Below are 20,992 nucleotides of genomic sequence, written 5' to 3' on the forward strand. Positions count from 1 at the left end.
AAATAAATATTCAATTATTAAAGTATACTTGCATATTTTGGAATGTGATTATATAATATCAATATACGATGTATCGTTAGTCGATATATCAGATAACGATGTATCGGGGGTAGTTATAATGAATGCGAAAGTGCAAAAATATATTCCATTAACTGAAGCGACATATTACATATTGTTGTCACTAGTGAAGCCAATGCACGGATATGGAATTATGCAAATGGTAGAAGAGATGACAAATGGAGAAGTAAAGCTCGGTCCTGGAACTTTATACGGGAATACGACGAAGTTACTAAAAGAAAAGTTAATAGTTGAAGTTGCCTCTACAGATAGAAAGAAGTGCTATGAGTTAACGCCACTTGGTAGAGAAGTACTAGAGCTAGAGTATAACAGGTTACAGAGATCGGTAAGGAATGGAAATAGTATATTAGGGGAGTGAATGGAAGATGGAGACAAAAAGGGTATTTAAATTTTTTGCGGGATGGAGTTTAGAAAAAGAGGAAGCTTTTTTAAGAAAGATGCATCAACAAGGCTGGGCACTACAAAAGTATAATATAATGTATACGTTTAAGAAAACGGAGCCGAAAGATGTAATTTATAAGGCAGATTTTAGATTAGATTATAAAGATTCAAAAGAAAAACAAAAAGAATATATTGAGATATATGAAATTTGTGATTGGAAACATGTAACGAGTTTTGCGAAATGGAATTATTTTTGTAAAGAAGTAGAAGAGGAAAATGAGTTACCTGATATATATTCAGATAAGGAAACGAGGATACAAAAACTCACTGAGTTGTTACAGTTGTTTGCTTTTATGTTTGTAACGTTAATGCCAGCACTTTACTTATGTTTTCTTGGGATATCAGAATCTGGATTATATAAAGGTATGGTAGGGTTTTTTGGGTGCTTATATTTGTATATACTCATTAATTTATATTGGAAAATTAATAAGTTGAAAAAGGAGATATTGTAACAAAAAGTAGGATTATTAAAGTAGTTGGTGGTATGGGAATCAACTACTTTAATTTTTATATTCTTTCATTTTGTTCGCTCTTTTTTATATAATAAGAACTCTAAATTTGAGGTGTAAAACAGTAAGAGAAGTACGAATTCTCGACAGAGTTATAAATAGAAAACCTATCCAAAAGGGGAAAAGCTACAGCAAGAGATTTGCTATCAGTTAATGTTTCATCCAATTTTTCGTACCTTGAAGTAAACATTAATTGATTATCTTGCTTATGTAAAACGGAAAAAACCCCTACAAAAAATCGGTAGGGGGTAATTAAAATATTTAAGAAAAAGACTGATTTTGCGCAGGTTTAATAAATTGTTCCGGGTTTTCAACAAGTCCACATACAGCGCATTGAACGCGGTAAGTTGGTCCTTGATAGGCCATATGAAAAGCATTCATATTTTCATTTGTGTATTCTTCTTCTACTTGACCAGTTTGTGGATGTAACTTGACTGGTTTTACTTGTTGTTCAAGAATATTAAAGCGAGTACGGTTCGTTTTACAACTTGGACATAGCATTGGTTCCATATGTATACACCTCCATTTGTAGCATTTCTTAAATTCTTTAATTTTATGCAACGGAAAAAACTTTCTCAATATAAAATGGGTGTTTAAAGTATTTAAAATTCAGAAAAAATAAAATATAATAAAAGTACGAACTGGTTATGTCCAAACCAAATCTCCTGTTTTATGCCAATAAGCTGGGGGCCGAGAAATCGGCCTCATTTTTTTGTGCTCATTACTATAGGAAACAAGGTTTTTATGAGACTTTTGTCGAAATTTTAGGGATGGATACAAAGGGGGATGTAAAATGAATTTAAAAATGAAGTACATTATTTTATATGTAGAAAAGTTTGAAGAATGTTTAAGGTTTTATAAAGATATTTTACAGTTACCTATAAAAGCAGAGCATGGTACATATATTGAGTTTAATACTGGTTCTACAATTTTAGCGATGAACACGAGGCAAGATGTAAAAGAATTAACAGGACTACCACTTACAGAGGGCGAGTTACAATCTTCTCATTTCGAATTAGGGTTCGTTGTTGATCATGTACAAGAAACAATTGAGCAATTTAGAGAGCAAGGAATTAAGATTTTAGTTGAACCAATTGTGAAACCGTGGGGACAAACAATTGCATACATTGCCGATCCAGATGGGAATTATATTGAAATTTGCAGTTCATTATAATAGAAGGGGAAAAAGATATGGGGTTTCCGAAACTAGAAACAGAACGTTTACAATTAAGAGAACTAACACTGTTAGATGTAGAAACGATGTTCCGTTATTTTTCAAAAGAATCTGTTATACGTTATTTCGGAATGGATTCTTTCGAAAATATTGAGCAAGCGAAAACGACGATTCAAACGTTTAAAAATCGTTATGAAGAGGGCAGTGTATTTCGCTGGGGAATTGAGAAAAAAGGGGCGGGTCAACTAATCGGAACGTGTGGTTTTCATTTCATAAACAATCATCATAAGCGAGCTGAAATTGGTTATGAATTAGACGATACATATTGGGGACAAGGATATGCAACGGAAGCGTTACAGGCGATTTTAACTTACGGATTTGAAACATTGCAACTGATAAGAATTGCTGCTGTTGTATACGTAGAGAATAAAGCTTCTCAAAAATTATTAAGTAAAGCAGGATTTCAAGAAGAGGGATTACTTCGAAAACATATGATTCAAAATGGATTTGCTCATGATACGATTTTATACTCGTTATTAAAAGAAGAGTGGAAGAAACAATGAGTACAAATGAGCTTATAAATATAATGAAGAAACATAAACAAAATAGGTTCATTTTAGGTATAGATGGCTTAAGTCGATCAGGAAAAACAACATTTGTAACAAACTTAAAGGAAAATATGAAACAAGAAAGTATTCCGTTTCATATTTTTCATATTGATGATCACATAGTAGAGCGCAATAAACGATATCATACTGGATATGAAGAATGGTATGAGTATTATTATTTACAATGGGATATTGCATACTTGCAGAAGAATTTTTTTCAAAAGTTACAAAATGAAACAAAACTGAAATTACCGTTCTATAATGATGTGGCAGACTCATGCGAAATGAAAAAAGTACAGATTCCCATAGTAGGTGTAATTGTAATTGAAGGTGTTTTTCTACAGCGAAAAGAATGGAGAGATTTCTTTCATTATATGGTGTATTTGGATTGTCCAAGAGAGACCCAGAAGAAACTTTCGAAGTTTCAAAATAGGTATTGGAAAGCAGAGGATTATTATTTAGAAAAGGAATTGCCGAAGGACCGGGCGGATTTAGTCATACAATGATTGGAAAATAGAAGGTGAGCAGAATGAATATTTTATGGGATTTTGATGGGACGTTATTTGATACGTATCCAGTTTATACAAAGATTCTTTCTCAAGTTTTAGGGAAGGAAATAAGTGAAGAAGAAATCTATACAAAGTTAAAGGTTTCATTTTCACACGCAATTGATTATTATGAAATATCTAAAAAACAATTAAGTGAAATTGATGTATTAGAGAGTCGTATTATGATAGAAGATATAAAACCATTTGAAAAGGTGGAAGAGGTTTTAAAGTTTGCCGATAAAAATGTAATTATGACTCACAAAGATAGAGCCGGAGTATTATCAATATTAAATCATTACGGCTGGGACAAATACTTCGTAGACATGGTTACAATTGATGATGGTTTCCCTCGAAAACCGAACGCTCTATCTTATGATTATTTGCATAAAAAGCACAATATTGATTTAGCTATTGGTGATAGAGAATTAGATTTACTACCTGCAAAGGAATTAGGTATTTCAACATGTATGTTTCAAGGGAATTGTGATGTAGCGGATTATTCTTTATCGCATTACTCGGAATTTTTTAAGGTAGTGATTGATAGAGAGGTTATTTTATAAAAAATTAAATAAAACCTCTACTTTCAAGCAAAAAGTAGAGGTTGTTTTCTATGCTTTATAAAAACGATAGAAAATTAATACTTTCAAGAATTTAGAAGGGGATTGGTATAACGATTTGAATTATATATTTATAGATAAATCTATAAATAAAAAGATTTCTATAAAGCGAGTGATTACATGAGTATTTTCATTTTAGAAGATGACGTCATACAAGCACAGCAAATGAAGCGGTTAGTTGAAGAGATTTGCGAGAAATATATGTTGCCTTTTGATTTTATTGAGGTAACTAGTAAAAGCGAAAACATCATTACTAATATTCCTAAGGCAACTTATGTCCCAATCTACTTTTTAGATATAGAGATTAAAAGAGAAGAACGGAAAGGTTTACAAGTGGCGCAAGAAATAAGGAAGTATGATACGCAAGGGATTATTGTGTTTGTAACGACGCATTCTGAATTTGCACCTATTTCATATCAATACATGGTATCAGCTTTAACTTTTATTGATAAAGGGTTGCCACACGAGGAGAGGCGTAACGTTTTTGAACAATGTTTACTTCAATATGAAGCGCGTAATAAGCATATTATTCCGTCCGATGACTTTATCGTTGAAAATAGTAATGCGACTGTGCGGGTTCCGTTTCATGAAGTTGAATACGTTATGACCGATGAACCACACCGTTTAGCATTAGTGACGTTAGATAGAATCGTTTATTTTTACGGGACTTTAAAAGAAATTGAATTAATAGATGAACGTTTATTTCGTTGTCATCAATCATATATCGTGAATAAGAAGCAACTGTCTTCTTACGATGCGAAGCAGAAAATGATAGTTTTAAAAAGCGGGAAACACATTCCAGTATCACGGCGTTTAGTGAGTAAAATACGTAACATGTTAAAGGGTGAGATGTAATGTATATTTATGATTTGTTTGCAATACTGCTTACTAGTATGAGCCATACGTTTTTATACATTCAATTAATCCGGTACACTAGATTGTCATATAGAATGTTAATAGCTTTAAGTGCAGTATTCATTATTTTACTTGCGATTGTCGTAACAGTAACGAGATACCCAGAGTTGAATAGTACGATTGTGTTATTTTTAATAAGTTTAGGATTAATGCAAAATGAATTGAAATTTAAGCATAATGTATATTTTGCACTAGTGAGTATGGTCATAATAACATTAGTGAAAATGTTGCTTTTCGATTTAGGAATGAAAATCTTTATGTTAACGCCATTCAATTTATATTTATGGACAGGTAGCATGATTCATCTTACCGTATCGACACTTACTTTTATCGGTATTCTATTAGCTCGCAAAAGAATCCAAAAAATTGCTCAATATATAGTAGGTAGTCCGCTATACTATGTAACTTATCTATTATTAATTGCCGGATTTATTATTGAACTAATCTTAACTCAGCCATCTTCTGCATTATTAGCACAATTAAATCAACAATACAGTGAAGTAAGTTATATTTCAGCGATTATTGTATTTTTATTATTACTAATCATTGTGCTAATAAGCTCACACTTATCGAAAGAAAAGTTACGAGAAGAGCACGAAAAACGTTTAGATAAAGAGTTATTAGATTATGTAGTGAAATTAGAGGATATGCACGATGAGCTTGCTAGTTTCCGTCATGATTATATGAATGTATTACTCTCGTTAGAAGAGGGCATACGTACAAAAAATGTGAAAGAAATTGAGCAAGTGTATTATGACGTTATCGCTCCTACGTTAAAAACAATAAATGATCATGAACTTGATATTGCGAAATTATCTCGTGTACATATTCCTGAAGTGAGAAGTGTATTAAGGGCGAAAGTTGGCACTGCCCAGCAGCAACAAATAAAAGTAATGCTCGATATACCGGAGAAAATTGAAGGTGTTTCAATGACGATCATTTCATTTATTCGCATCATTTCAGTTTTAGTAGACAATGCAATTGAAGAAGCCGTACATAGTGAGGAAAAGATATTGCAAATCGCATTCTTTGAAATGGATTCACGACAATATTTTATCGTCCGTAATAGTTCAAAGAGTGAAGCGATTGATTTGCAAAAAATTTATGAGAAAAACCATTCAAGTAAAGAAGGAGCTCGAGGATACGGGCTATTCTCATTAAAACGGATTATGAATAAAACAAATAATGCGACGTTAGAAACAACTTATGTAAGTCCTTATTTCACGCAAACATTCATATTAAAAGAGATGAAATGACCATCTATGATGAAAATGAAACCGAATAGGAAATAACTACATACTTCCTTCACTTGTTTTTATACACTTCAAGTAAGAGGTGAAGCGAGATGAATGGTCTTATTTTTACAACGATGATTAGCTTTGGTTTACCGCTTATAGCACTTTTCTATGCTTTTTGGAAGAAACGCTATATTCCATATATATTAGGTGTATTGGCTTTTGTTGTATCACAAATATTGATCCGCATACCAATACTGAATTATGTAAATGGAAATAGCATAGAATTTCAAATGTTTTCTATTATGCAGCCTGTGTTATTTGTACTTTTACTTAGCTTATCAGCTGGAATTTTTGAAGAGATAGCCCGTTTTATCGCAATGCGTTATTTTATGAAGCAACGAGATTGGCAGTCTGGTTTTTTATTTGGAGCAGGGCATGGTGGTATTGAGGCAGTGTTGATAATTGGAATTCCAGTAATATCTCTATTAATGTCACAAACAGTCATTCAAAATGGTGACAGTTACTATTTCGCCGGTATTGAGCGTATCTTCGCGATGGTATTGCATATTGGGCTTTCTTTCATTGTATTGCAAGCTGTCGTCCAAAAGAAATTTCGTTATGTTGTATATGCAATTCTCATCCATGGGACTGCAAATGCAATAGCTAGCATTATATCGCTATATGTACCAGGGAAAAGCGGGATTATTTTGTCAGAAGTTTCAATAGCAATTTGTGCTGTACTCGTTTTTAGTTATAGTGTCATTTTGAAAAGAAAGGGTGTATGAAAATGAGAAGAATGTTACTAATTATAATAAGTGCTATCGCGGCGTTCGCGCTTGCAGCATGTACCGGTAATAAAGTAGATGAAAGTACATCAAAAAAGTTTATTCCGAAGTCCGAAGAAATTGTATCACTATTAAATGAAGCAAAGTATAAAGAAGTACATGAAAAATTTGATAGTAAAATGAAAGCTGCGTTGCCAGAAGAAAAGATGAAAGATCTTACACCTGTAATTGAGAAAGCTGGTACGTTCGAAAAAATTGAAAAACAATCGATTGAAGAAAAAGATGGTTTATATACTGTTATACTTGTAGCGAAATATAGTAAGGAACAACGTACCTTTATCGTAACTTATAACGATAAAGAAGAAATAGCTGGCTTAGTAATTAGGTAGAAATGTAATGGCAGATAAGATGGTTGTGTCCATTTTATCTGCTTTTTTATTATAACCATATTATGGTTATTCGTGCTAATATGAACACATAGCTATAGAGAAGGGGTGGGTTAGTATGAAAACTGAAATAGTTCCTAAAAAGAAATACAGTATAATAAGCTACATATCTTTACTCATCGGCGTTTTATGTTTTCTGTTCGTTTTTATAACACCGACAAGGATAGCCAATGCAGGTAATATAGTGGGAGATTATATTACAGTCGCCCTCACAGTTGCAGGTATCATACTTTCTGTCATTACGATGACGAAAAAAAACGAGAAGAAGGGAATTGCTATTCTTTCATTAATACTGTCCTTATCATTCTTTATATTTTGGATTATTGCGATTATTTTAGTTTTGACTGGTCGAGTTAGTTTTGCACCATAATAGCGAAAAAAAGAGTCCTTCATACGAGAAGGACTCTTTTTATTCGCTTTCTTCTGGTTGATATTCTAAAATATCCCCTGGTTGGCATTCTAACGCTTTACAAATAGCATCCAAAGTTGTAATTCTAATTGCTTTTGCTTTTCCATTTTTTAATATAGAAAGGTTAGCCATTGTAATACCAACCTTCTCGGAAAGTTCAGTTACACTCATTTTTCTTTTCGCTAACATTACATCAATATTAATTATTATTGCCATGTTATTCACCTCAGACCGTTAAATCATTTTCTGATTTTATATCTATCGCATCTTTTAAAAGTCTTTGGAGAACGGCAGCAAAGACTGCGATAACCATTGAAGCAAAGATAAGGATCATGCCAATTATAATAATACCTGGTGCATCATCTCTCTCTGCTACAAGATAGAAGAGTGGCATACCTAATACATATAATACACTAATTGTAACAGCACATTGTTTTATCTTTTTTAAAGCTCTAACAGATAATTTCGAGAAAGCGTTACCCTTGTCAATGTAGCTTACAAGTTTAAAGGCTTGATATAGAGCAAAATAAAAAGGTATAACCGTTGCATATAGATTGATTAAAATAAGATATTTTATATATGCAATATCCGGATACAATTCTGCTGCATAATTCCCGATATTAGGAATTAAAAATATACACAAAGCAAAAACAGGAATCCCGATAAGGATAATAGCTGTCTTTAAAAAGAGTGTTGATCCTTGTTTCATATAAAGCACCTCATTTTTAAATTATCTTTTTAATTTAACATGAAATTTATCGTTTAACAATAAATTATTATTTATTCTAATCGGATTTTTATTGAGAAATAAAATTTAGGGAAGAGAATGATAAGACGTTTTTATAAAAAGGTATGATATGTAATGTCCGTTGTTTTACTAATAATAGAAAGGGAAAGTAATGATTGTTAGCTTCATGAAAATTGGGGACTAATAAAACATATATAAATGAATGTAAAACATACGGAGGAACAACAATGTCGAATTTGAGTTTACTGATGAAGAAGTTACTATTAGTAGGAACAATCACACTAAGTATGTTATGTACGGAAAGCATGATGAATTATTATTCGGTGGAAGCGAAAGTGAAAAAAGTAGAACGGCAACCGAAAAATGTAATCATTATGGTTATGGACGGAACGAGTTCTTCTGCAACAACATTAGCTCGCTTGTATAAAGGGAAACCACTGGCGTTAGATGAAATGGTAACAGGAGGAGTTCGTACATATTCGGCGGAATCAGCTATAACAGACTCAGCCCCAGCAGCTACAGCTTTAGCGACGGGGAATAAATCGAATTCAGGATATGTAGGTGTATTACCTTCAATTGTAAGTTCACCTGGCTTAAAATCAATAAAAGAAGAGGACAAGTTACGGCCAGTTGCCAATGTTTTAGAAGGTGCCAAACGTACTGGTCGCGCAACTGGAATTGTTGCTACAGCTGAAATTCAGCATGCTACTCCGGCCGGATTCTCTGCTCACCATGTAAACCGCAAACGTTTTGACGTAATTGCGGAGCAACAAGTGCATCAAAATATAGATGTCGTATTAGGCGGAGGAAAAGCGGCACTCCTACCTATAAAAAGAAAAGATGGTGAAGATTTAGTAAAGGTGATTCAAGACAAAGGATACGACTTTGTTGAAACGAAAAATGCATTATTGAACTCTAAATCTAAGAAGATTTGGGGCTCTTTTTCACATAATGCTTTAGCATTTGATATGGATCGTGAAGCAACAAATCCGGAGCAACCAACACTTTCTCAAATGACGGAAAAAGCAATTCAAACGTTATCAAAAGATAAAGATGGATTCTTTTTATTTGTGGAAGGAAGTAAGCCCGACTGGGCAGCTCATGTGAATGATCTAATTGGGATGATTAGCGATGTATTGGCATTTGATGAAGCGGTAGCAAAAGCGTTGCAATTGGCAAAAAATGATGGCAATACACTGCTCATCGCTTTAACTGACCATGGTAATAGCGGTATTTCTATCGGGAATATGAATACGACAAAAGGATATAATACTACACCGGTCTCTACATACATTGATCCATTGAAAAAAGCGAAAATGACACTTGAAGGGACTACAAATAAACTCAAATCTGATTTATCAAATGTAGAAGATGTAGCTAAATTATACGGGTTGGAAAATTTAACTTATGATGAAAAAGAAAGAGTAAAAGCAGCAAAAAAGAAATCGGATGTAGGTCCGATATTTACTACATTATTGGCCAATCGTGCGAACATAGGCTTTACAACAGGTGGCCATACAGGTGAGGATGTGTTTTTATATTCTTACGGTCCTAAAAAGCCATACGGTTTGATTCAAAACACAGATATTGCGAAAACGATGGCGAAAGCAATGGGCTTTAACTTAGCAGAAGTAACAAATAAATTATTTGTAGAGAGTGATTCAGCCTTTAAACAAAATGGTGCAACTGTAATAATAGACAAAACTGATGCAGCAAACCCGTTGCTCATAGTAAAACGTAATAATGTAAAAGCTCAATTATTTGTAAATAAAAATATAATTCGTATTAAGAATAAAGATTATGAATTAGGTAGCATAGTTGTAGAAAGCAATGGTAAGTTCTATGTACCAGAAGAAGCAATCCATTTATTCATAAAACATTCTCGTTAAAAAATGTCAATTCCTTAGCTAGTACTTAGGAATTGACATTTTTTGTGTAAATGAGATTTCACTCGAAAAAGAGTATAGAGTATTGTAGTTTCTACAAAAAACTTTCTGTAAGTTTTATAAGTTATTTTGAATGGGGATTTCGCAATAGTAGGCGTATTCTTATTTTATATTTTCACCCTATATAAAAATATTTCTCAACAATTGTACGTTGATAAAATATTGAATATTCACATTATAACGAATAATATGTTGTTATCGATAAAAAACGATGATTCTCAACAATCGGGGAGGAAATACATTGAAAAAGAATAAGAAGCTAAAACCTTTATCAGTATTAGCAACAGCGGCAGTGCTAAGTAGTACGTTTGCTTTTGGAAGTCATGCAGCGTATGCTGATACGCCACCATCTCTACCAATAGATGAGCATTTAATACCAGATGAGCGTTTGGCAGAAGCGCTGAAACAACGGGGAGTAATTGATCAATCTGCATCACAAGCTGAGACATCAAAGGCTGTCGAAAAATATGTTGAGAAAAAGAAAGGGGAAAACCCTGGGAAAGAAATCTTGACAGGCGATAGTCTTACGCAAGAAGCTTCTGATTTTATGAAAAAAGTAAAAGATACAAAAATGAAGGAAAATGAACAGGCGCAGCAGCCTGAAGTAGGACTAGTTGCTGGACAAGATACAGGGTTGAATTCTAGAAAATTAAATGGAAAAGTACCTACTACACCAGCGAAGCAAGCTGAGTACAATGGAGCTGTCCGAAAAGATAAAGTACTTGTTTTACTCGTAGAATTTAGCGATTTTAAGCATAATAATATTGATCAAGAGCCGGGTTACATGTATTCTAAGGACTTTAATCGTGAACATTATCAAAAAATGTTATTTGGTGATGAGCAATTTACGTTATTTGATGGATCGAAGATTAACACTTTTAAACAATATTATGAAGAGCAATCTGGCGGAAGCTACACAGTTGATGGCACTGTAACCGAATGGCTTACTGTTCCAGGAAAAGCTTCAGATTATGGTGCGGATGCGGGAACTGGTCATGATAATAAAGGTCCTTTAGGCCCACGTGATTTTGTGAAAGAAGCATTAAAAGCAGCGGTAGCAAAAGGTATCAATTTAGCAGACTATGACCAATTTGATCAATACGATCAAGATGGTGATGGAAATAAAAACGAGCCAGATGGAATTATTGACCACTTAATGGTTGTACATGCTGGCGTGGGTCAAGAAGCTGGCGGCGGTAAATTGAAAGATGATGCGATTTGGTCACATCGTTCAAAACTAGGATCGAAGCCATATGCGATTGATGGTACAAAATCTACTGTATCAAACTGGGGCGGAAAGATGGCTGCATATGATTATACAATTGAGCCTGAAGACGGAGCAGTTGGTGTGTTTGCACATGAGTACGGTCATGATTTAGGCTTACCAGATGAATATGATACAAAGTACTCAGGACAAGGCGAACCAGTTGAATCATGGTCTCTTATGAGTGGTGGTAGCTGGGCTGGAAAAATTGCAGGAACAGAGCCAACAAGTTTCTCACCGCAAAATAAAGAGTTTTTCCAAAAGAATATGAAGGGGAACTGGGCGAATATCGTCGAGGTAGATTATGATAAACTTCGTACGGGAATTGGTACTGCAACATATTTAGATCAAAGTGTTACAAAATCAAAACGACCAGGAATCGTTCGTGTTAACTTGCCAGACAAAGATATAAAAAATATCGAATCAGCATTTGGTAAGAAATTTTATTACAGCACAAAAGGAAATGACATTCATACAACACTTGAGACACCAGTATTTGACTTAACGACTGCAACGGATGCTAAGTTTGATTATAAGGCATTTTATGAACTGGAAGCGAAGTATGATTTCCTTGACGTAAATGCGGTTGCAGAAGATGGAACGAAGACGCGAATTGATAGAATGGGCGAAAAAGATGTAAAAGCCGGAATAGATACAACGGATGGTAAGTGGGTTGATAAATCATATGATTTAAGCCAATTCAAAGGAAAGAAAGTAAAATTACAATTTGAGTATGTAACAGATATTGCAGTAGCATATAAAGGATTTGCGTTAGACAATGCAGCATTAACTGTAGATGGAAAAGTTGTTTTCTCTGATGATGCAGAAGGCCAGTCAGCAATGACACTAAAAGGATTTACTGTGTCTAACGGATTTGAACAGAAAAAACATAACTACTATATCGAGTGGCGAAATTACGCTGGGTCTGACACGGCGCTACAACATGCACGTGGTCCAGTATTTAATACAGGAATGGTTGTATGGTATGCGGATCAAAGCTTTACAGATAACTGGGTAGGCGTTCATCCAGGCGAAGGATTCCTTGGGGTAGTAGATTCTCATCCAGAGGCAATCGTAGGAACATTAAATGGACAACCAACTGTGAAGAGCAGTACGCGTTATCAAATTGCCGATGCGGCATTCTCATTTGATCAAACGCCAGCATGGAAAGTAAACTCGCCAACCCGCGGTATCTTTGATTATAAAGGATTGCCAGGCGTTGCGAAATTTGATGATTCTAAGCAATACATCAACAGTGTTATTCCAGATGCCGGACGTAAGTTGCCGAAACTTGGATTGAAGTTTGAAGTAGTAGGTCAAGCGGAAGACAAATCTGCAGGTGCAGTTTGGATCCATCGCTAAAATAAAATGAAGAGGAGCTGTCATAAGTCGGTGAAACCTGACTTGCGGCAGCTCTTTTCTTCTTGTGAAAAAGTTCTTTGCTTTTTTATATATTTATTGGAAAAAATAGATGTCTTTATTATAAATGAAATGATCCATCAGTCCAATTATAGAAGCCTTTTTGGCCGTAAGTAATTTGTAAGTAATGAGTAAGAAAAAAGAGATTTTTATAATATATAATATTTATTACATCTACTTTTAACACCTGATACTAATAGTATGCTATAATGTGAATTAGCAACAAAAAGGAAGGGAATTAGAACAATGACATTAGAAAATACTAAAAATTTAAAAAAACAAGTTGCTCCATATGAAAAATCAACGATTAAAAAAAGTGTGTGGCAACTTATTAACACAGTCGTGCCATTTATTATTTTGTGGTACCTTGCTTATAAAAGTTTGTCTGTTTCTTATCTGTTAGCATTAGTTCCATCTCTGTTAGCTGCTGGTTTTATGACGCGAATTTTCATAATTTTTCATGATTGTACCCATTATTCATTCTTTAAAAGTCGACCTGCCAATAGAATAGTAGGGACATGTATGGGTGTGTTAACGTTATTCCCATTTGATCAATGGGGACATGAGCATGCTATTCATCACGCTACAAGTGGTAATTTGGATAAGCGAGGTACAGGAGATATTTGGACGCTTACAGTGGATGAATATGTTGCTGCGCCATTTAGACTTCGTTTAGCATATCGTTTATATCGTAATCCATTCGTTATGTTTGGATTAGGCCCGATTTATGTTTTCTTGCTTAAAAATAGATTTAACCGAAAAGGAGCTAGACAGAAAGAACGTATGAATACTTATTTGACGAATATAATAATCGTTGCTGTAGTAGCTATACTTTGCTGGGCAATTGGGTGGCAATCGTTTCTGTTAGTACATGGTACGATATTCTTAATAGCAGGTTCAGTAGGAATTTGGCTGTTTTACGTACAGCACACATTCGAGGATTCTTATTTTGAAGAAGATAAAGAATGGGAATATGTGAAAGCGGCAGTGGAAGGAAGTTCATTTTATAAACTTCCAAAAATCTTGCAATTTCTAACTGGTAATATTGGATTCCATCATGTTCACCATTTAAGTCCAAGAGTACCTAACTATAAACTAGAAGAGGCACACAATAATACGCTTCCGTTAAAAAATGTACCAACGATTACTCTTGCTACAAGCTTACGATCACTCCGCTTCCGTCTTTGGGATGAGAAAAGTAACAATTTTGTTAGTTTTAAAGAGTTCAAAAAAATAATTAAAAACAATGTTTCTGTTCGAGTGAAATCTGAACTATAATTTTATCGTATATAAAACTCCCCTTAATCAATTTTGATGTAAGGGGAGTTTTTGTTATATATAACTGATATCGAGGACGATGTGTAGGTATAAATTTAAGGATATGGTAATTATATTATGTAAACAAGATAAATCATCATAATTTTTTATTATTGTGAAGGATATCATACATATATAATGGAAAGCAGAAGGTAGATGATAGTAATTATAAGAACAAAACCAACGTAATAAAATAATTCTTTCAAAAGGAAGGGGAAATGAAAGATGTTGAAATTACAAGGAAAACACAATGAAGCGAAAGTATTTACGAATAACGTTGATGAGACTGCGACTGGACAGATTCTTGATCTTTGTAATCAAGAATTCGTAAAGGATAGTCAAATTCGTATTATGCCAGATACACACGCGGGAGCAGGTTGTACGATTGGGACAACAATGACAATACAAGATAAAATTGTTCCTAATCTTGTAGGGGTAGATATTGGGTGTGGGATGGAAGTTGTTGTAATTGATAAGAAAAAAGAAGAAATTAATTTCGATTGCTTAGACGAAACAATACGTAAATTCGTTCCAAGTGGTTTTCGTATACGAGATAAAGAACATCGATTCTCAAAAATGAATGATTTTGATGGTGTGAGAGCTCCATTTACATTACAACGGGCTCAAAAAAGTATAGGTACTCTTGGAGGTGGAAATCATTTCATTGAATTAAATGAAGATGATAAAGGGAATGTATATATTGTCATTCATAGTGGTTCTCGTAATTTAGGTAAACAAATAGCAGAGTATTACCAAAACGTCGCATATGAACAACTCATTGATGTTACATCAATGAAAAACGAGATTATTAAGAGATTAACTGAAGAGGGGAGAGCAAAAGAAATACAAGAAACTTTACGTGGAATTCAGAAGCCTAAGATTCGTAAAGAACTAGCTTATTTAGAAGGGCAAGGATTCAAAGATTATATGAATGACATGAATATTGCCCAAAAGTATGCTGCGTTAAATCGTAAAGCAATGATTGATGAAATTGTTACGAAAATGGACTGGAGAATTACGGATCAATTTACTACAATACATAACTATATTGACATGGAAAATATGATTCTACGAAAAGGTGCTATTTCAGCTCAGAAAGATGAACGAGTCATTATTCCAATTAACATGAGAGATGGTTCAATTATTGCATTTGGTAAAGGCAATCCAGACTGGAACTTTTCTGGTCCGCATGGGGCAGGACGTATCATGAGTCGTAAGAAGGCTAAAGAATCATTGAGTCTAGAGGAATTTCAAAATACGATGACAGAGGTGTGGACAACATCGGTAGTAGAAAGTACAATTGATGAGGCACCAATGGTCTACAAGCCAATGAATGAAATTATCGAAAATACGAAAGAAACAATAGATATAAAGCACATTATAAAGCCATTATATAATTTTAAAGCGAATTAAAAGAGTTAAATAAGCAGCTAGAAAAAACTATTTTTCGCATCTTATGTTCGCAAATAATCTAATCAAAGGAAGTAGTTTCATTTTATGGCGATGGGATACGAAAAAAAGTCGATTTCCTGTGGAGTTAAGAAATCGACTTTTTTATTTTGTGAAACGAAAGCAATCACTAGCTTAATAGCAAATGATTATAACCGTCTATTTTTCCCAAAGCTCAATTAGGCGACCTTCAGGATCTTTAATCCAAATGAACTTCCCGAATTCACTAATTTCTTCTTTCTTTTCAAGCGGTACGCCAATAAGTTCAAGATGCTGAATAGTCTCATTCATATTATGTACTTGAAAATTTAACATCACTTGCTGTTCTGTTGGAAAATAATTATCATCTTCGGTAAAGAAAGAAAAAATAGTTTCATTTCCTAATTGTGGTTTAATCACAGTCCCATTCCAATTGTCTATTTCAATTTTCAACACTTCGCTGTACCATTTTTTTAGAACGTCAATATTTTTAGTTCTCCAAAATATTCCCCCAAAACCTTTTATCATCGTACATAACTCCTGTCTATTTTAAATTTTTAAGTATTATATATTCAATATATCAAAGCAGTAATAGTAAGGAAAATCATTAACTTATAAATAGTAAGAAATCAAAATTGCTAGTAGCATTGACTGTTGAAATGATACAAACATCATTCTTCGCATAACTTGAAATCAAAGAAAAAGTGAAAAGGATAAAAGACCGCACATAAAGTGAAAGCTATGTGCGGTCTTTTATATATAAGTATAGTATTACATAGTCTCGCTAATTTTAGTTTCACTTTGAGTGTTAGTAGCAATTCTTTTCTTAACTTTAAAGTGATAGTAGGTGTAGCAAAAGATGATAAATGGTACAGTGCAATAGATTCCAAGTCGTTGTTCAGGGATAAAGATAAGACTGATTAATATAATGCCATACAATCCAAAACCAAGAATAGGTACAAGTGGATAAAGTGGAGTTTTGAATTTTAAGTCTTGTAATTTTCCACCTTCGGCTAAATAATGTTTACGGAAAAAGAATTGAGAGACACAAATTGACATCCAAACAATGATTGTAATGACGCCAGAAATGGAAATTAACCATAAGTAAACTGTTTCAGCAGCTACGACGCTTGTTAAAAGAGAAAAAGCAGAAATAGAAATTGTCAAAATTAAAGCGTTTAAAGGTATTCCTCGTGAAGATAATTTCTTTAAAAAGGCAGGAGCCATTTCATTTTTTGATAATGACCAAAGCATGCGAGTTGCGGCGTACAGTCCAGAGTTTGCGACAGAAAGAACAGCTGTAAGAATAACAAAGTTCATAATATCAGCTGCATAGGGAATCCCGATATTATCAAAAACAGCAACGAATGGGCTCTTTGTTAATCCTGCTTCTTCCCAAGGAATTAAAGCGACTAGAACAAAGATTGCTAAGACGAAGAAAAACATCGTGCGCCATATAATATTTCTAATAGAACGAGGTAAAGTTTTTGCTGGATCTTCACTTTCACCTGCTGCGATTCCGACAAGTTCTGTACCTTGGAAGGAATAATTGACTGTAACCATTGTTAATAGGATAGCTGCAAGTCCATTTGGGAATAAACCGCCATGATTTACGAAATTTGATAATAAAGGGGCTGGTTCGTCGCCTTTTAAATCAATAAAACCGAACATAGCGGCGCCGCCAAGGATAATAAAAGCTATAATGGCAGATACTTTTATACTTGAAAACCAAAATTCTGTTTCTGCATAACTACGAGCAGATAATGCGTTAATAGTGAAGATTGTAATGCCAAATATTAAACACCAAACCCAGACAGGAATATCAGGAAACCAGCGCTGCATTGTAATGCCAGCCGTTGTAAATTCAAGACCGGTCGTATTCGCCCAGCTTAACCAATACAACCATCCAATTGTAAAACCAGTTGCGGGATTGATGAACTTAGTGGCATATTCCTGGAACGAACCTGAAACAGGCATGGCTACAGCAAGTTCACCAAGACAAAGCATAACGAAATACATTAATAATCCACCAGCCATAAAGGCAAGTACGGATCCACCAGGTCCAGCTTGACTTATAATAAAACCAGATCCGTTAAATAACCCCGTTCCAATCACACCACCGAGTGCAATCATGAATAAGTGTCTACTTTTCATCGTTCGTTTTAATTCATTGTTTGTATTACTTACTTGCGTCATTGTTTTCCTCACTTTCGTAGTTGATAGAATGAAGTTCGATGTTTTTCCGTATTGTGGAATGTATTCCGTGATGTGAAATCTTGTTATAATTTTCAGATAATTAAAAAGAAAAGTCAATATTTTTTTGATTGCGTTTTCAAATTATTGTCCGTGGTTATTTTATTTTTAGAAAATTGAATAAATGGATTGATTTCATTTTGAATTTTTGTTAAATTGATAGGTAATTGAGCGTACTAGCATATTACAAGTCAAGCTGAGGTGAGTTATTATGGTGCAGTCCATTGATCGAGCGATAAGTATTATAAAGTTATTAAATTCTACTAATGAAAAAGAGTATTGGGCTATTTCTGATATTGCGGACAGAACACATCTCCCAGTTAGTACAGTACATAGATTACTTAATTCTCTAATCGAGCATGGGTTAGTTACGCAAATTTCAGAAACGAAACAGTACAAAATTGGGCCAATGTGGATGGAAATAGGATTACGTCAATTGGAGAAAGTAGACTACAGATCAGTTGCAAGAGAAGTGATGAAGCGGTTAGCTTCTGAAGTAGAAGAAAGTGTTTATTTGAACATTCCAAATGGAACACATTCTATTATCATTGAAAGAATAGATAGTCCTTTAAAAATTCGAGTTATTGATAATCTAGGTGAACAGATTCCACTTTCAATTGGTGCTGCAAATAAAACAATGCTTGCCAATATGAAAACAAGTGAAATGGAACATATTGTAGAACATTTACTTTCTTCTTTACCAGAACAAAAGCGCATTCTTTTAGAGCAAATAAAGCAAATAAGAAATGAAGGATATGCGGTAAGTTATGGTGAAAAAACAGAAGGGACAGCTTCAGTAGCTGCACCTATTATCGGATTTAATCATAAAGTAGTAGGAGCATTAAGTGTTGGGTTAATTAGTCATCGTATAAATGATGATCGACTATCTTTTCTTATTAGTAAGGTAAAACAAGCTGCTCATGAAATATCAATAAAAATCGGCAGTACATCAGAACTATAATTTTGATAGCTGTCGTCATTTTTTATTCATATATTGGAATTGATTTTCATAATGCGGAAAAATAGGGGGATTTATATGTCAAAGTGGCAATCAAAAGAGCAATTAATTCAATTATTAAGCAGTCTTGTTGAAATTCCTAGTATTACAGGTACAGAAGCTGAAGTGATATTGCCAGACTTTGTTGTGGAACAATTATCAGATTTACAGTACTTCAAAGAAAACCCGCATCATTTACAAAAAAATCCGACGGGGGATGGACGATATTTTGTCACAGCTCTCGTAAAGAAAAGTGATAGTACAAAAAACACCGTAATTCTAGTTAGTCACTTTGATGTTGTAGATGTACAAGATTACGGAGTGTGGAAAGAAGAAGCATTCAATCCTAAAAAGTTAACGTCTATGTTTTATTCACATAAAGATGAACTACCAGATCAAGTACGTGAAGATATAGAAGAGGGAAATTGGCTATTTGGTAGAGGAACAATGGACATGAAATGCGGCCTCACGTTACAAATGGCAATGATTGAGCAAGCCTGTGAAGGAAGATTTGATGGAAATGTACTTTTATTAGCTGTTCCAGATGAAGAAGTAAACTCTGTAGGGATGAGGGCTGCTGTTCCAAGATTACTAGAGTTAGCAAAAGAACACGATTTAAATTATAAAACAGTCCTAAATTCAGAACCTATGTTTTCGAGGCACCCTGGTGACCAAAATAAGTATATTTACACTGGTTCTATTGGTAAAGTGTTACCTGGATTTCTTTGCTATGGTAAAGAAACACATGTAGGTGAACCTTTTGCGGGCTTAAATGGGAGTTATATGGCTTCATTAATAACAGCAGAATTAGAGTTGAATACAGACCTTTGTGATATTGTAGAAGGAGAAGCGAGCCCTCCGCCAACTAACTTACTTCAAAGGGACTTAAAGGAGGATTATTCTGTCCAAATTCCGCATCGTGCCGTTACATTATTTAATTTGTTTTTACTAGAAAAATCAATGACAGATGTCGTTTCATTGTTACGTCAAAAAGTAACGAAAGTAGCAGAGAAAATAGAAGAATCATATGAGAAGCAAGCATATCGTTTTTCTAAATATAATCCGTTTATACCGCCTAATATGAAAGTAAATGTATTAACGTATGAAGAGCTTATTGCTTATGCAATTGAACAACATGGGCAAGAGAAAATAGATGATATTCAATCTAGTATAATAAAAAATAGAGAAGATAAGGATGATCGTGCGGTAACGATTGATTTAGTTGATAAATTAGCCATCTTATGTAAAGAAAAGGCGCCGATGATTGTACTTTTCTTTGCTCCACCATATTATCCAGCTGTAAGTTCACGCAACAATCCGTTAATTAAAGAAGTAGTTGCAGAAATGGAAAAGTATGCACACTTCAATCATAACATTACATTTGAAAACCAAAACTATTTTGGAGGAATTTCAGATTTGAGTTATGTGGGCTTACAAAACCCACTAGATTCAATGAGTTCACTTGTAGACAATATGCCATTATGGGATAAAGGTTATTCGATTCCGCTTCAGGAATTAGAAGAGTTTGACGTTCCAGTATTAAATATGGGGCCGGTAGGAAAAGATGCACATCAATGGACAGAACGTTTAGATGTAAATTACGCATTTGAAACACTATTAGATATGTTGCCGAAATGCATTGAAAAATTATTAGTTTCTAATAAAATTCCACAATCATAGTAGGTGATAAGGAAGGGATAAAACAAAAATCTCAAAAGAAGATAAAAATAAAATTATCTCAATATAACCAAAAGAACGGACAAACTCAAGTATATATGAGTTTGTCCGTTTATCATTTAGTGAAAGCGAGCGAGTATGTAATCCACCATTTTCTAATTAAATTCATAGCTAA

The 20,992-nt window shown here is 34.0% G+C and carries 22 protein-coding genes; 17 read left to right on the forward strand and 5 right to left on the reverse strand.

Features of this window, described 5'->3' with window-relative positions; all coding sequences use genetic code 11:
* Positions 1 to 118 precede the first annotated feature (118 nt).
* Both ACTFOB_RS18180 and ACTFOB_RS18185 read left to right on the forward strand, forming a co-directional pair.
* Positions 119 to 436 carry a PadR family transcriptional regulator gene (locus ACTFOB_RS18180; protein ID WP_000992319.1) on the forward strand — a complete coding sequence of 106 codons (318 nt, stop codon included), beginning with the start codon at positions 119 to 121 and terminating at the stop codon, positions 434 to 436.
* Between the two features lie 7 nt (positions 437 to 443).
* The gene (locus ACTFOB_RS18185; protein WP_440027951.1) at positions 444 to 971 is read left to right on the forward strand and encodes a DUF2812 domain-containing protein; all 528 of its coding nucleotides are present in this window, start codon (positions 444 to 446) and stop codon (positions 969 to 971) included.
* 318 nt (positions 972 to 1,289) lie between these two features.
* Here the strand turns inward: ACTFOB_RS18185 and ACTFOB_RS18190 are convergent, their stop codons facing one another.
* Positions 1,290 to 1,538 carry a DNA alkylation repair protein gene (locus tag ACTFOB_RS18190; RefSeq protein WP_440027949.1) on the reverse strand — a complete coding sequence of 83 codons (249 nt, stop codon included), beginning with the start codon at positions 1,536 to 1,538 and terminating at the stop codon, positions 1,290 to 1,292.
* A gap of 283 nt (positions 1,539 to 1,821) precedes the next feature.
* Between ACTFOB_RS18190 and ACTFOB_RS18195 the strand changes: the two genes are divergently transcribed.
* The 9 genes from ACTFOB_RS18195 to ACTFOB_RS18235 all read left to right on the forward strand — a co-directional run bounded on the left by ACTFOB_RS18195 (position 1,822) and on the right by ACTFOB_RS18235 (position 7,729).
* Positions 1,822 to 2,202 carry a VOC family protein gene (locus ACTFOB_RS18195; protein WP_440027947.1) on the forward strand — a complete coding sequence of 127 codons (381 nt, stop codon included), beginning with the start codon at positions 1,822 to 1,824 and terminating at the stop codon, positions 2,200 to 2,202.
* 17 nt (positions 2,203 to 2,219) lie between these two features.
* A complete protein-coding gene (locus ACTFOB_RS18200) occupies positions 2,220 to 2,765 on the forward strand; it encodes a GNAT family N-acetyltransferase (protein WP_440027944.1) in 546 nt (181 codons plus the stop codon).
* On the forward strand, positions 2,762 to 3,316 hold the full coding sequence (locus tag ACTFOB_RS18205) for a kinase (RefSeq protein ID WP_440027941.1): 555 nt from the start codon (positions 2,762 to 2,764) through the stop codon (positions 3,314 to 3,316). The genes ACTFOB_RS18200 and ACTFOB_RS18205 overlap by 4 nt, the downstream gene beginning before the upstream one ends.
* Positions 3,317 to 3,339: 23 nt before the next feature.
* On the forward strand, positions 3,340 to 3,918 hold the full coding sequence (locus ACTFOB_RS18210; RefSeq protein WP_440027939.1) for an HAD-IA family hydrolase: 579 nt from the start codon (positions 3,340 to 3,342) through the stop codon (positions 3,916 to 3,918).
* Positions 3,919 to 4,095: 177 nt separating this feature from the next.
* Positions 4,096 to 4,830, forward strand: coding sequence for a LytR/AlgR family response regulator transcription factor (locus tag ACTFOB_RS18215; protein WP_440027938.1), 735 nt, complete (start codon positions 4,096 to 4,098; stop codon positions 4,828 to 4,830).
* Positions 4,830 to 6,146 (forward strand): GHKL domain-containing protein, encoded by a 1,317-nt coding sequence (locus ACTFOB_RS18220; protein ID WP_440027936.1) that lies wholly within the window; start codon positions 4,830 to 4,832, stop codon positions 6,144 to 6,146. Before ACTFOB_RS18215 ends, ACTFOB_RS18220 begins: the two co-directional genes overlap by 1 nt.
* Before the next feature lie 89 nt (positions 6,147 to 6,235).
* Positions 6,236 to 6,913, forward strand: a complete 678-nt coding sequence (locus tag ACTFOB_RS18225) for a YhfC family glutamic-type intramembrane protease (RefSeq protein ID WP_440027933.1) — start codon at positions 6,236 to 6,238, stop codon at positions 6,911 to 6,913.
* A gap of 2 nt (positions 6,914 to 6,915) precedes the next feature.
* Complete coding sequence (locus tag ACTFOB_RS18230) at positions 6,916 to 7,302, forward strand: DUF3887 domain-containing protein (protein WP_440027931.1); 387 nt, start codon at positions 6,916 to 6,918, stop codon at positions 7,300 to 7,302.
* A gap of 115 nt (positions 7,303 to 7,417) precedes the next feature.
* On the forward strand, positions 7,418 to 7,729 hold the full coding sequence (locus ACTFOB_RS18235) for a hypothetical protein (protein ID WP_440027928.1): 312 nt from the start codon (positions 7,418 to 7,420) through the stop codon (positions 7,727 to 7,729).
* 39 nt (positions 7,730 to 7,768) lie between these two features.
* On the opposite strand, the gene ACTFOB_RS18240 is transcribed toward ACTFOB_RS18235, so the two are convergent.
* Together ACTFOB_RS18240 and ACTFOB_RS18245 are read right to left on the reverse strand one after the other, a co-directional pair.
* Positions 7,769 to 7,984: a helix-turn-helix domain-containing protein gene (locus tag ACTFOB_RS18240; RefSeq protein WP_087981020.1), complete on the reverse strand. Its 216-nt coding sequence runs from the start codon at positions 7,982 to 7,984 to the stop codon at positions 7,769 to 7,771.
* A gap of 10 nt (positions 7,985 to 7,994) precedes the next feature.
* Positions 7,995 to 8,477, reverse strand: coding sequence for a DUF2975 domain-containing protein (locus ACTFOB_RS18245; protein WP_440027925.1), 483 nt, complete (start codon positions 8,475 to 8,477; stop codon positions 7,995 to 7,997).
* A 266-nt stretch (positions 8,478 to 8,743) separates the two neighbouring features.
* On the opposite strand from ACTFOB_RS18245, the gene ACTFOB_RS18250 reads away from it, so the two are divergent.
* The 4 genes from ACTFOB_RS18250 to ACTFOB_RS18265 all read left to right on the forward strand — a co-directional run bounded on the left by ACTFOB_RS18250 (position 8,744) and on the right by ACTFOB_RS18265 (position 15,875).
* Entirely contained in the window at positions 8,744 to 10,405 is a 1,662-nt protein-coding gene (locus tag ACTFOB_RS18250; protein WP_440027922.1) for an alkaline phosphatase, read from the forward strand.
* A gap of 298 nt (positions 10,406 to 10,703) precedes the next feature.
* Entirely contained in the window at positions 10,704 to 13,088 is a 2,385-nt protein-coding gene (locus tag ACTFOB_RS18255; protein ID WP_440027918.1) for an immune inhibitor A domain-containing protein, read from the forward strand.
* 303 nt (positions 13,089 to 13,391) lie between these two features.
* A complete protein-coding gene (locus tag ACTFOB_RS18260) occupies positions 13,392 to 14,423 on the forward strand; it encodes a fatty acid desaturase (protein ID WP_440027915.1) in 1,032 nt (343 codons plus the stop codon).
* Between the two features lie 264 nt (positions 14,424 to 14,687).
* Positions 14,688 to 15,875 carry an RtcB family protein gene (locus tag ACTFOB_RS18265; protein ID WP_440027912.1) on the forward strand — a complete coding sequence of 396 codons (1,188 nt, stop codon included), beginning with the start codon at positions 14,688 to 14,690 and terminating at the stop codon, positions 15,873 to 15,875.
* 195 nt (positions 15,876 to 16,070) lie between these two features.
* Here the strand turns inward: ACTFOB_RS18265 and ACTFOB_RS18270 are convergent, their stop codons facing one another.
* Positions 16,071 to 16,418: a VOC family protein gene (locus tag ACTFOB_RS18270; RefSeq protein ID WP_440027909.1), complete on the reverse strand. Its 348-nt coding sequence runs from the start codon at positions 16,416 to 16,418 to the stop codon at positions 16,071 to 16,073.
* A 243-nt stretch (positions 16,419 to 16,661) separates the two neighbouring features.
* Positions 16,662 to 18,086 carry an amino acid permease gene (locus tag ACTFOB_RS18275; protein WP_440027906.1) on the reverse strand — a complete coding sequence of 475 codons (1,425 nt, stop codon included), beginning with the start codon at positions 18,084 to 18,086 and terminating at the stop codon, positions 16,662 to 16,664.
* Positions 18,087 to 18,354: 268 nt separating this feature from the next.
* Between ACTFOB_RS18275 and ACTFOB_RS18280 the strand changes: the two genes are divergently transcribed.
* Together ACTFOB_RS18280 and ACTFOB_RS18285 are read left to right on the forward strand one after the other, a co-directional pair.
* Positions 18,355 to 19,104, forward strand: coding sequence for an IclR family transcriptional regulator (locus ACTFOB_RS18280; RefSeq protein ID WP_440027903.1), 750 nt, complete (start codon positions 18,355 to 18,357; stop codon positions 19,102 to 19,104).
* A gap of 75 nt (positions 19,105 to 19,179) precedes the next feature.
* A complete protein-coding gene (locus tag ACTFOB_RS18285) occupies positions 19,180 to 20,820 on the forward strand; it encodes a M20/M25/M40 family metallo-hydrolase (RefSeq protein ID WP_440027900.1) in 1,641 nt (546 codons plus the stop codon).
* Positions 20,821 to 20,992 lie beyond the last annotated feature (172 nt).

The sequence above is a fragment of the Bacillus cereus group sp. MYBK79-1 genome (assembly GCF_051915365.1).
Taxonomy (GTDB): Bacteria; Bacillota; Bacilli; order Bacillales; family Bacillaceae_G; genus Bacillus_A.

Coding starts and splice junctions, on each gene's coding strand:
- ACTFOB_RS18180 (WP_000992319.1), top strand. CDS start 119: ATGAATGCGAAAGTGCAAAAATATATTCCATTAACTGAAGCGACATAT.
- ACTFOB_RS18185 (WP_440027951.1), top strand. CDS start 444: ATGGAGACAAAAAGGGTATTTAAATTTTTTGCGGGATGGAGTTTAGAA.
- ACTFOB_RS18190 (WP_440027949.1), bottom strand. CDS start 1,538: ATGGAACCAATGCTATGTCCAAGTTGTAAAACGAACCGTACTCGCTTT.
- ACTFOB_RS18195 (WP_440027947.1), top strand. CDS start 1,822: ATGAATTTAAAAATGAAGTACATTATTTTATATGTAGAAAAGTTTGAA.
- ACTFOB_RS18200 (WP_440027944.1), top strand. CDS start 2,220: ATGGGGTTTCCGAAACTAGAAACAGAACGTTTACAATTAAGAGAACTA.
- ACTFOB_RS18205 (WP_440027941.1), top strand. CDS start 2,762: ATGAGTACAAATGAGCTTATAAATATAATGAAGAAACATAAACAAAAT.
- ACTFOB_RS18210 (WP_440027939.1), top strand. CDS start 3,340: ATGAATATTTTATGGGATTTTGATGGGACGTTATTTGATACGTATCCA.
- ACTFOB_RS18215 (WP_440027938.1), top strand. CDS start 4,096: ATGAGTATTTTCATTTTAGAAGATGACGTCATACAAGCACAGCAAATG.
- ACTFOB_RS18220 (WP_440027936.1), top strand. CDS start 4,830: ATGTATATTTATGATTTGTTTGCAATACTGCTTACTAGTATGAGCCAT.
- ACTFOB_RS18225 (WP_440027933.1), top strand. CDS start 6,236: ATGAATGGTCTTATTTTTACAACGATGATTAGCTTTGGTTTACCGCTT.
- ACTFOB_RS18230 (WP_440027931.1), top strand. CDS start 6,916: ATGAGAAGAATGTTACTAATTATAATAAGTGCTATCGCGGCGTTCGCG.
- ACTFOB_RS18235 (WP_440027928.1), top strand. CDS start 7,418: ATGAAAACTGAAATAGTTCCTAAAAAGAAATACAGTATAATAAGCTAC.
- ACTFOB_RS18240 (WP_087981020.1), bottom strand. CDS start 7,984: ATGGCAATAATAATTAATATTGATGTAATGTTAGCGAAAAGAAAAATG.
- ACTFOB_RS18245 (WP_440027925.1), bottom strand. CDS start 8,477: ATGAAACAAGGATCAACACTCTTTTTAAAGACAGCTATTATCCTTATC.
- ACTFOB_RS18250 (WP_440027922.1), top strand. CDS start 8,744: ATGTCGAATTTGAGTTTACTGATGAAGAAGTTACTATTAGTAGGAACA.
- ACTFOB_RS18260 (WP_440027915.1), top strand. CDS start 13,392: ATGACATTAGAAAATACTAAAAATTTAAAAAAACAAGTTGCTCCATAT.
- ACTFOB_RS18265 (WP_440027912.1), top strand. CDS start 14,688: ATGTTGAAATTACAAGGAAAACACAATGAAGCGAAAGTATTTACGAAT.
- ACTFOB_RS18270 (WP_440027909.1), bottom strand. CDS start 16,418: ATGATAAAAGGTTTTGGGGGAATATTTTGGAGAACTAAAAATATTGAC.
- ACTFOB_RS18275 (WP_440027906.1), bottom strand. CDS start 18,086: ATGACGCAAGTAAGTAATACAAACAATGAATTAAAACGAACGATGAAA.
- ACTFOB_RS18280 (WP_440027903.1), top strand. CDS start 18,355: ATGGTGCAGTCCATTGATCGAGCGATAAGTATTATAAAGTTATTAAAT.
- ACTFOB_RS18285 (WP_440027900.1), top strand. CDS start 19,180: ATGTCAAAGTGGCAATCAAAAGAGCAATTAATTCAATTATTAAGCAGT.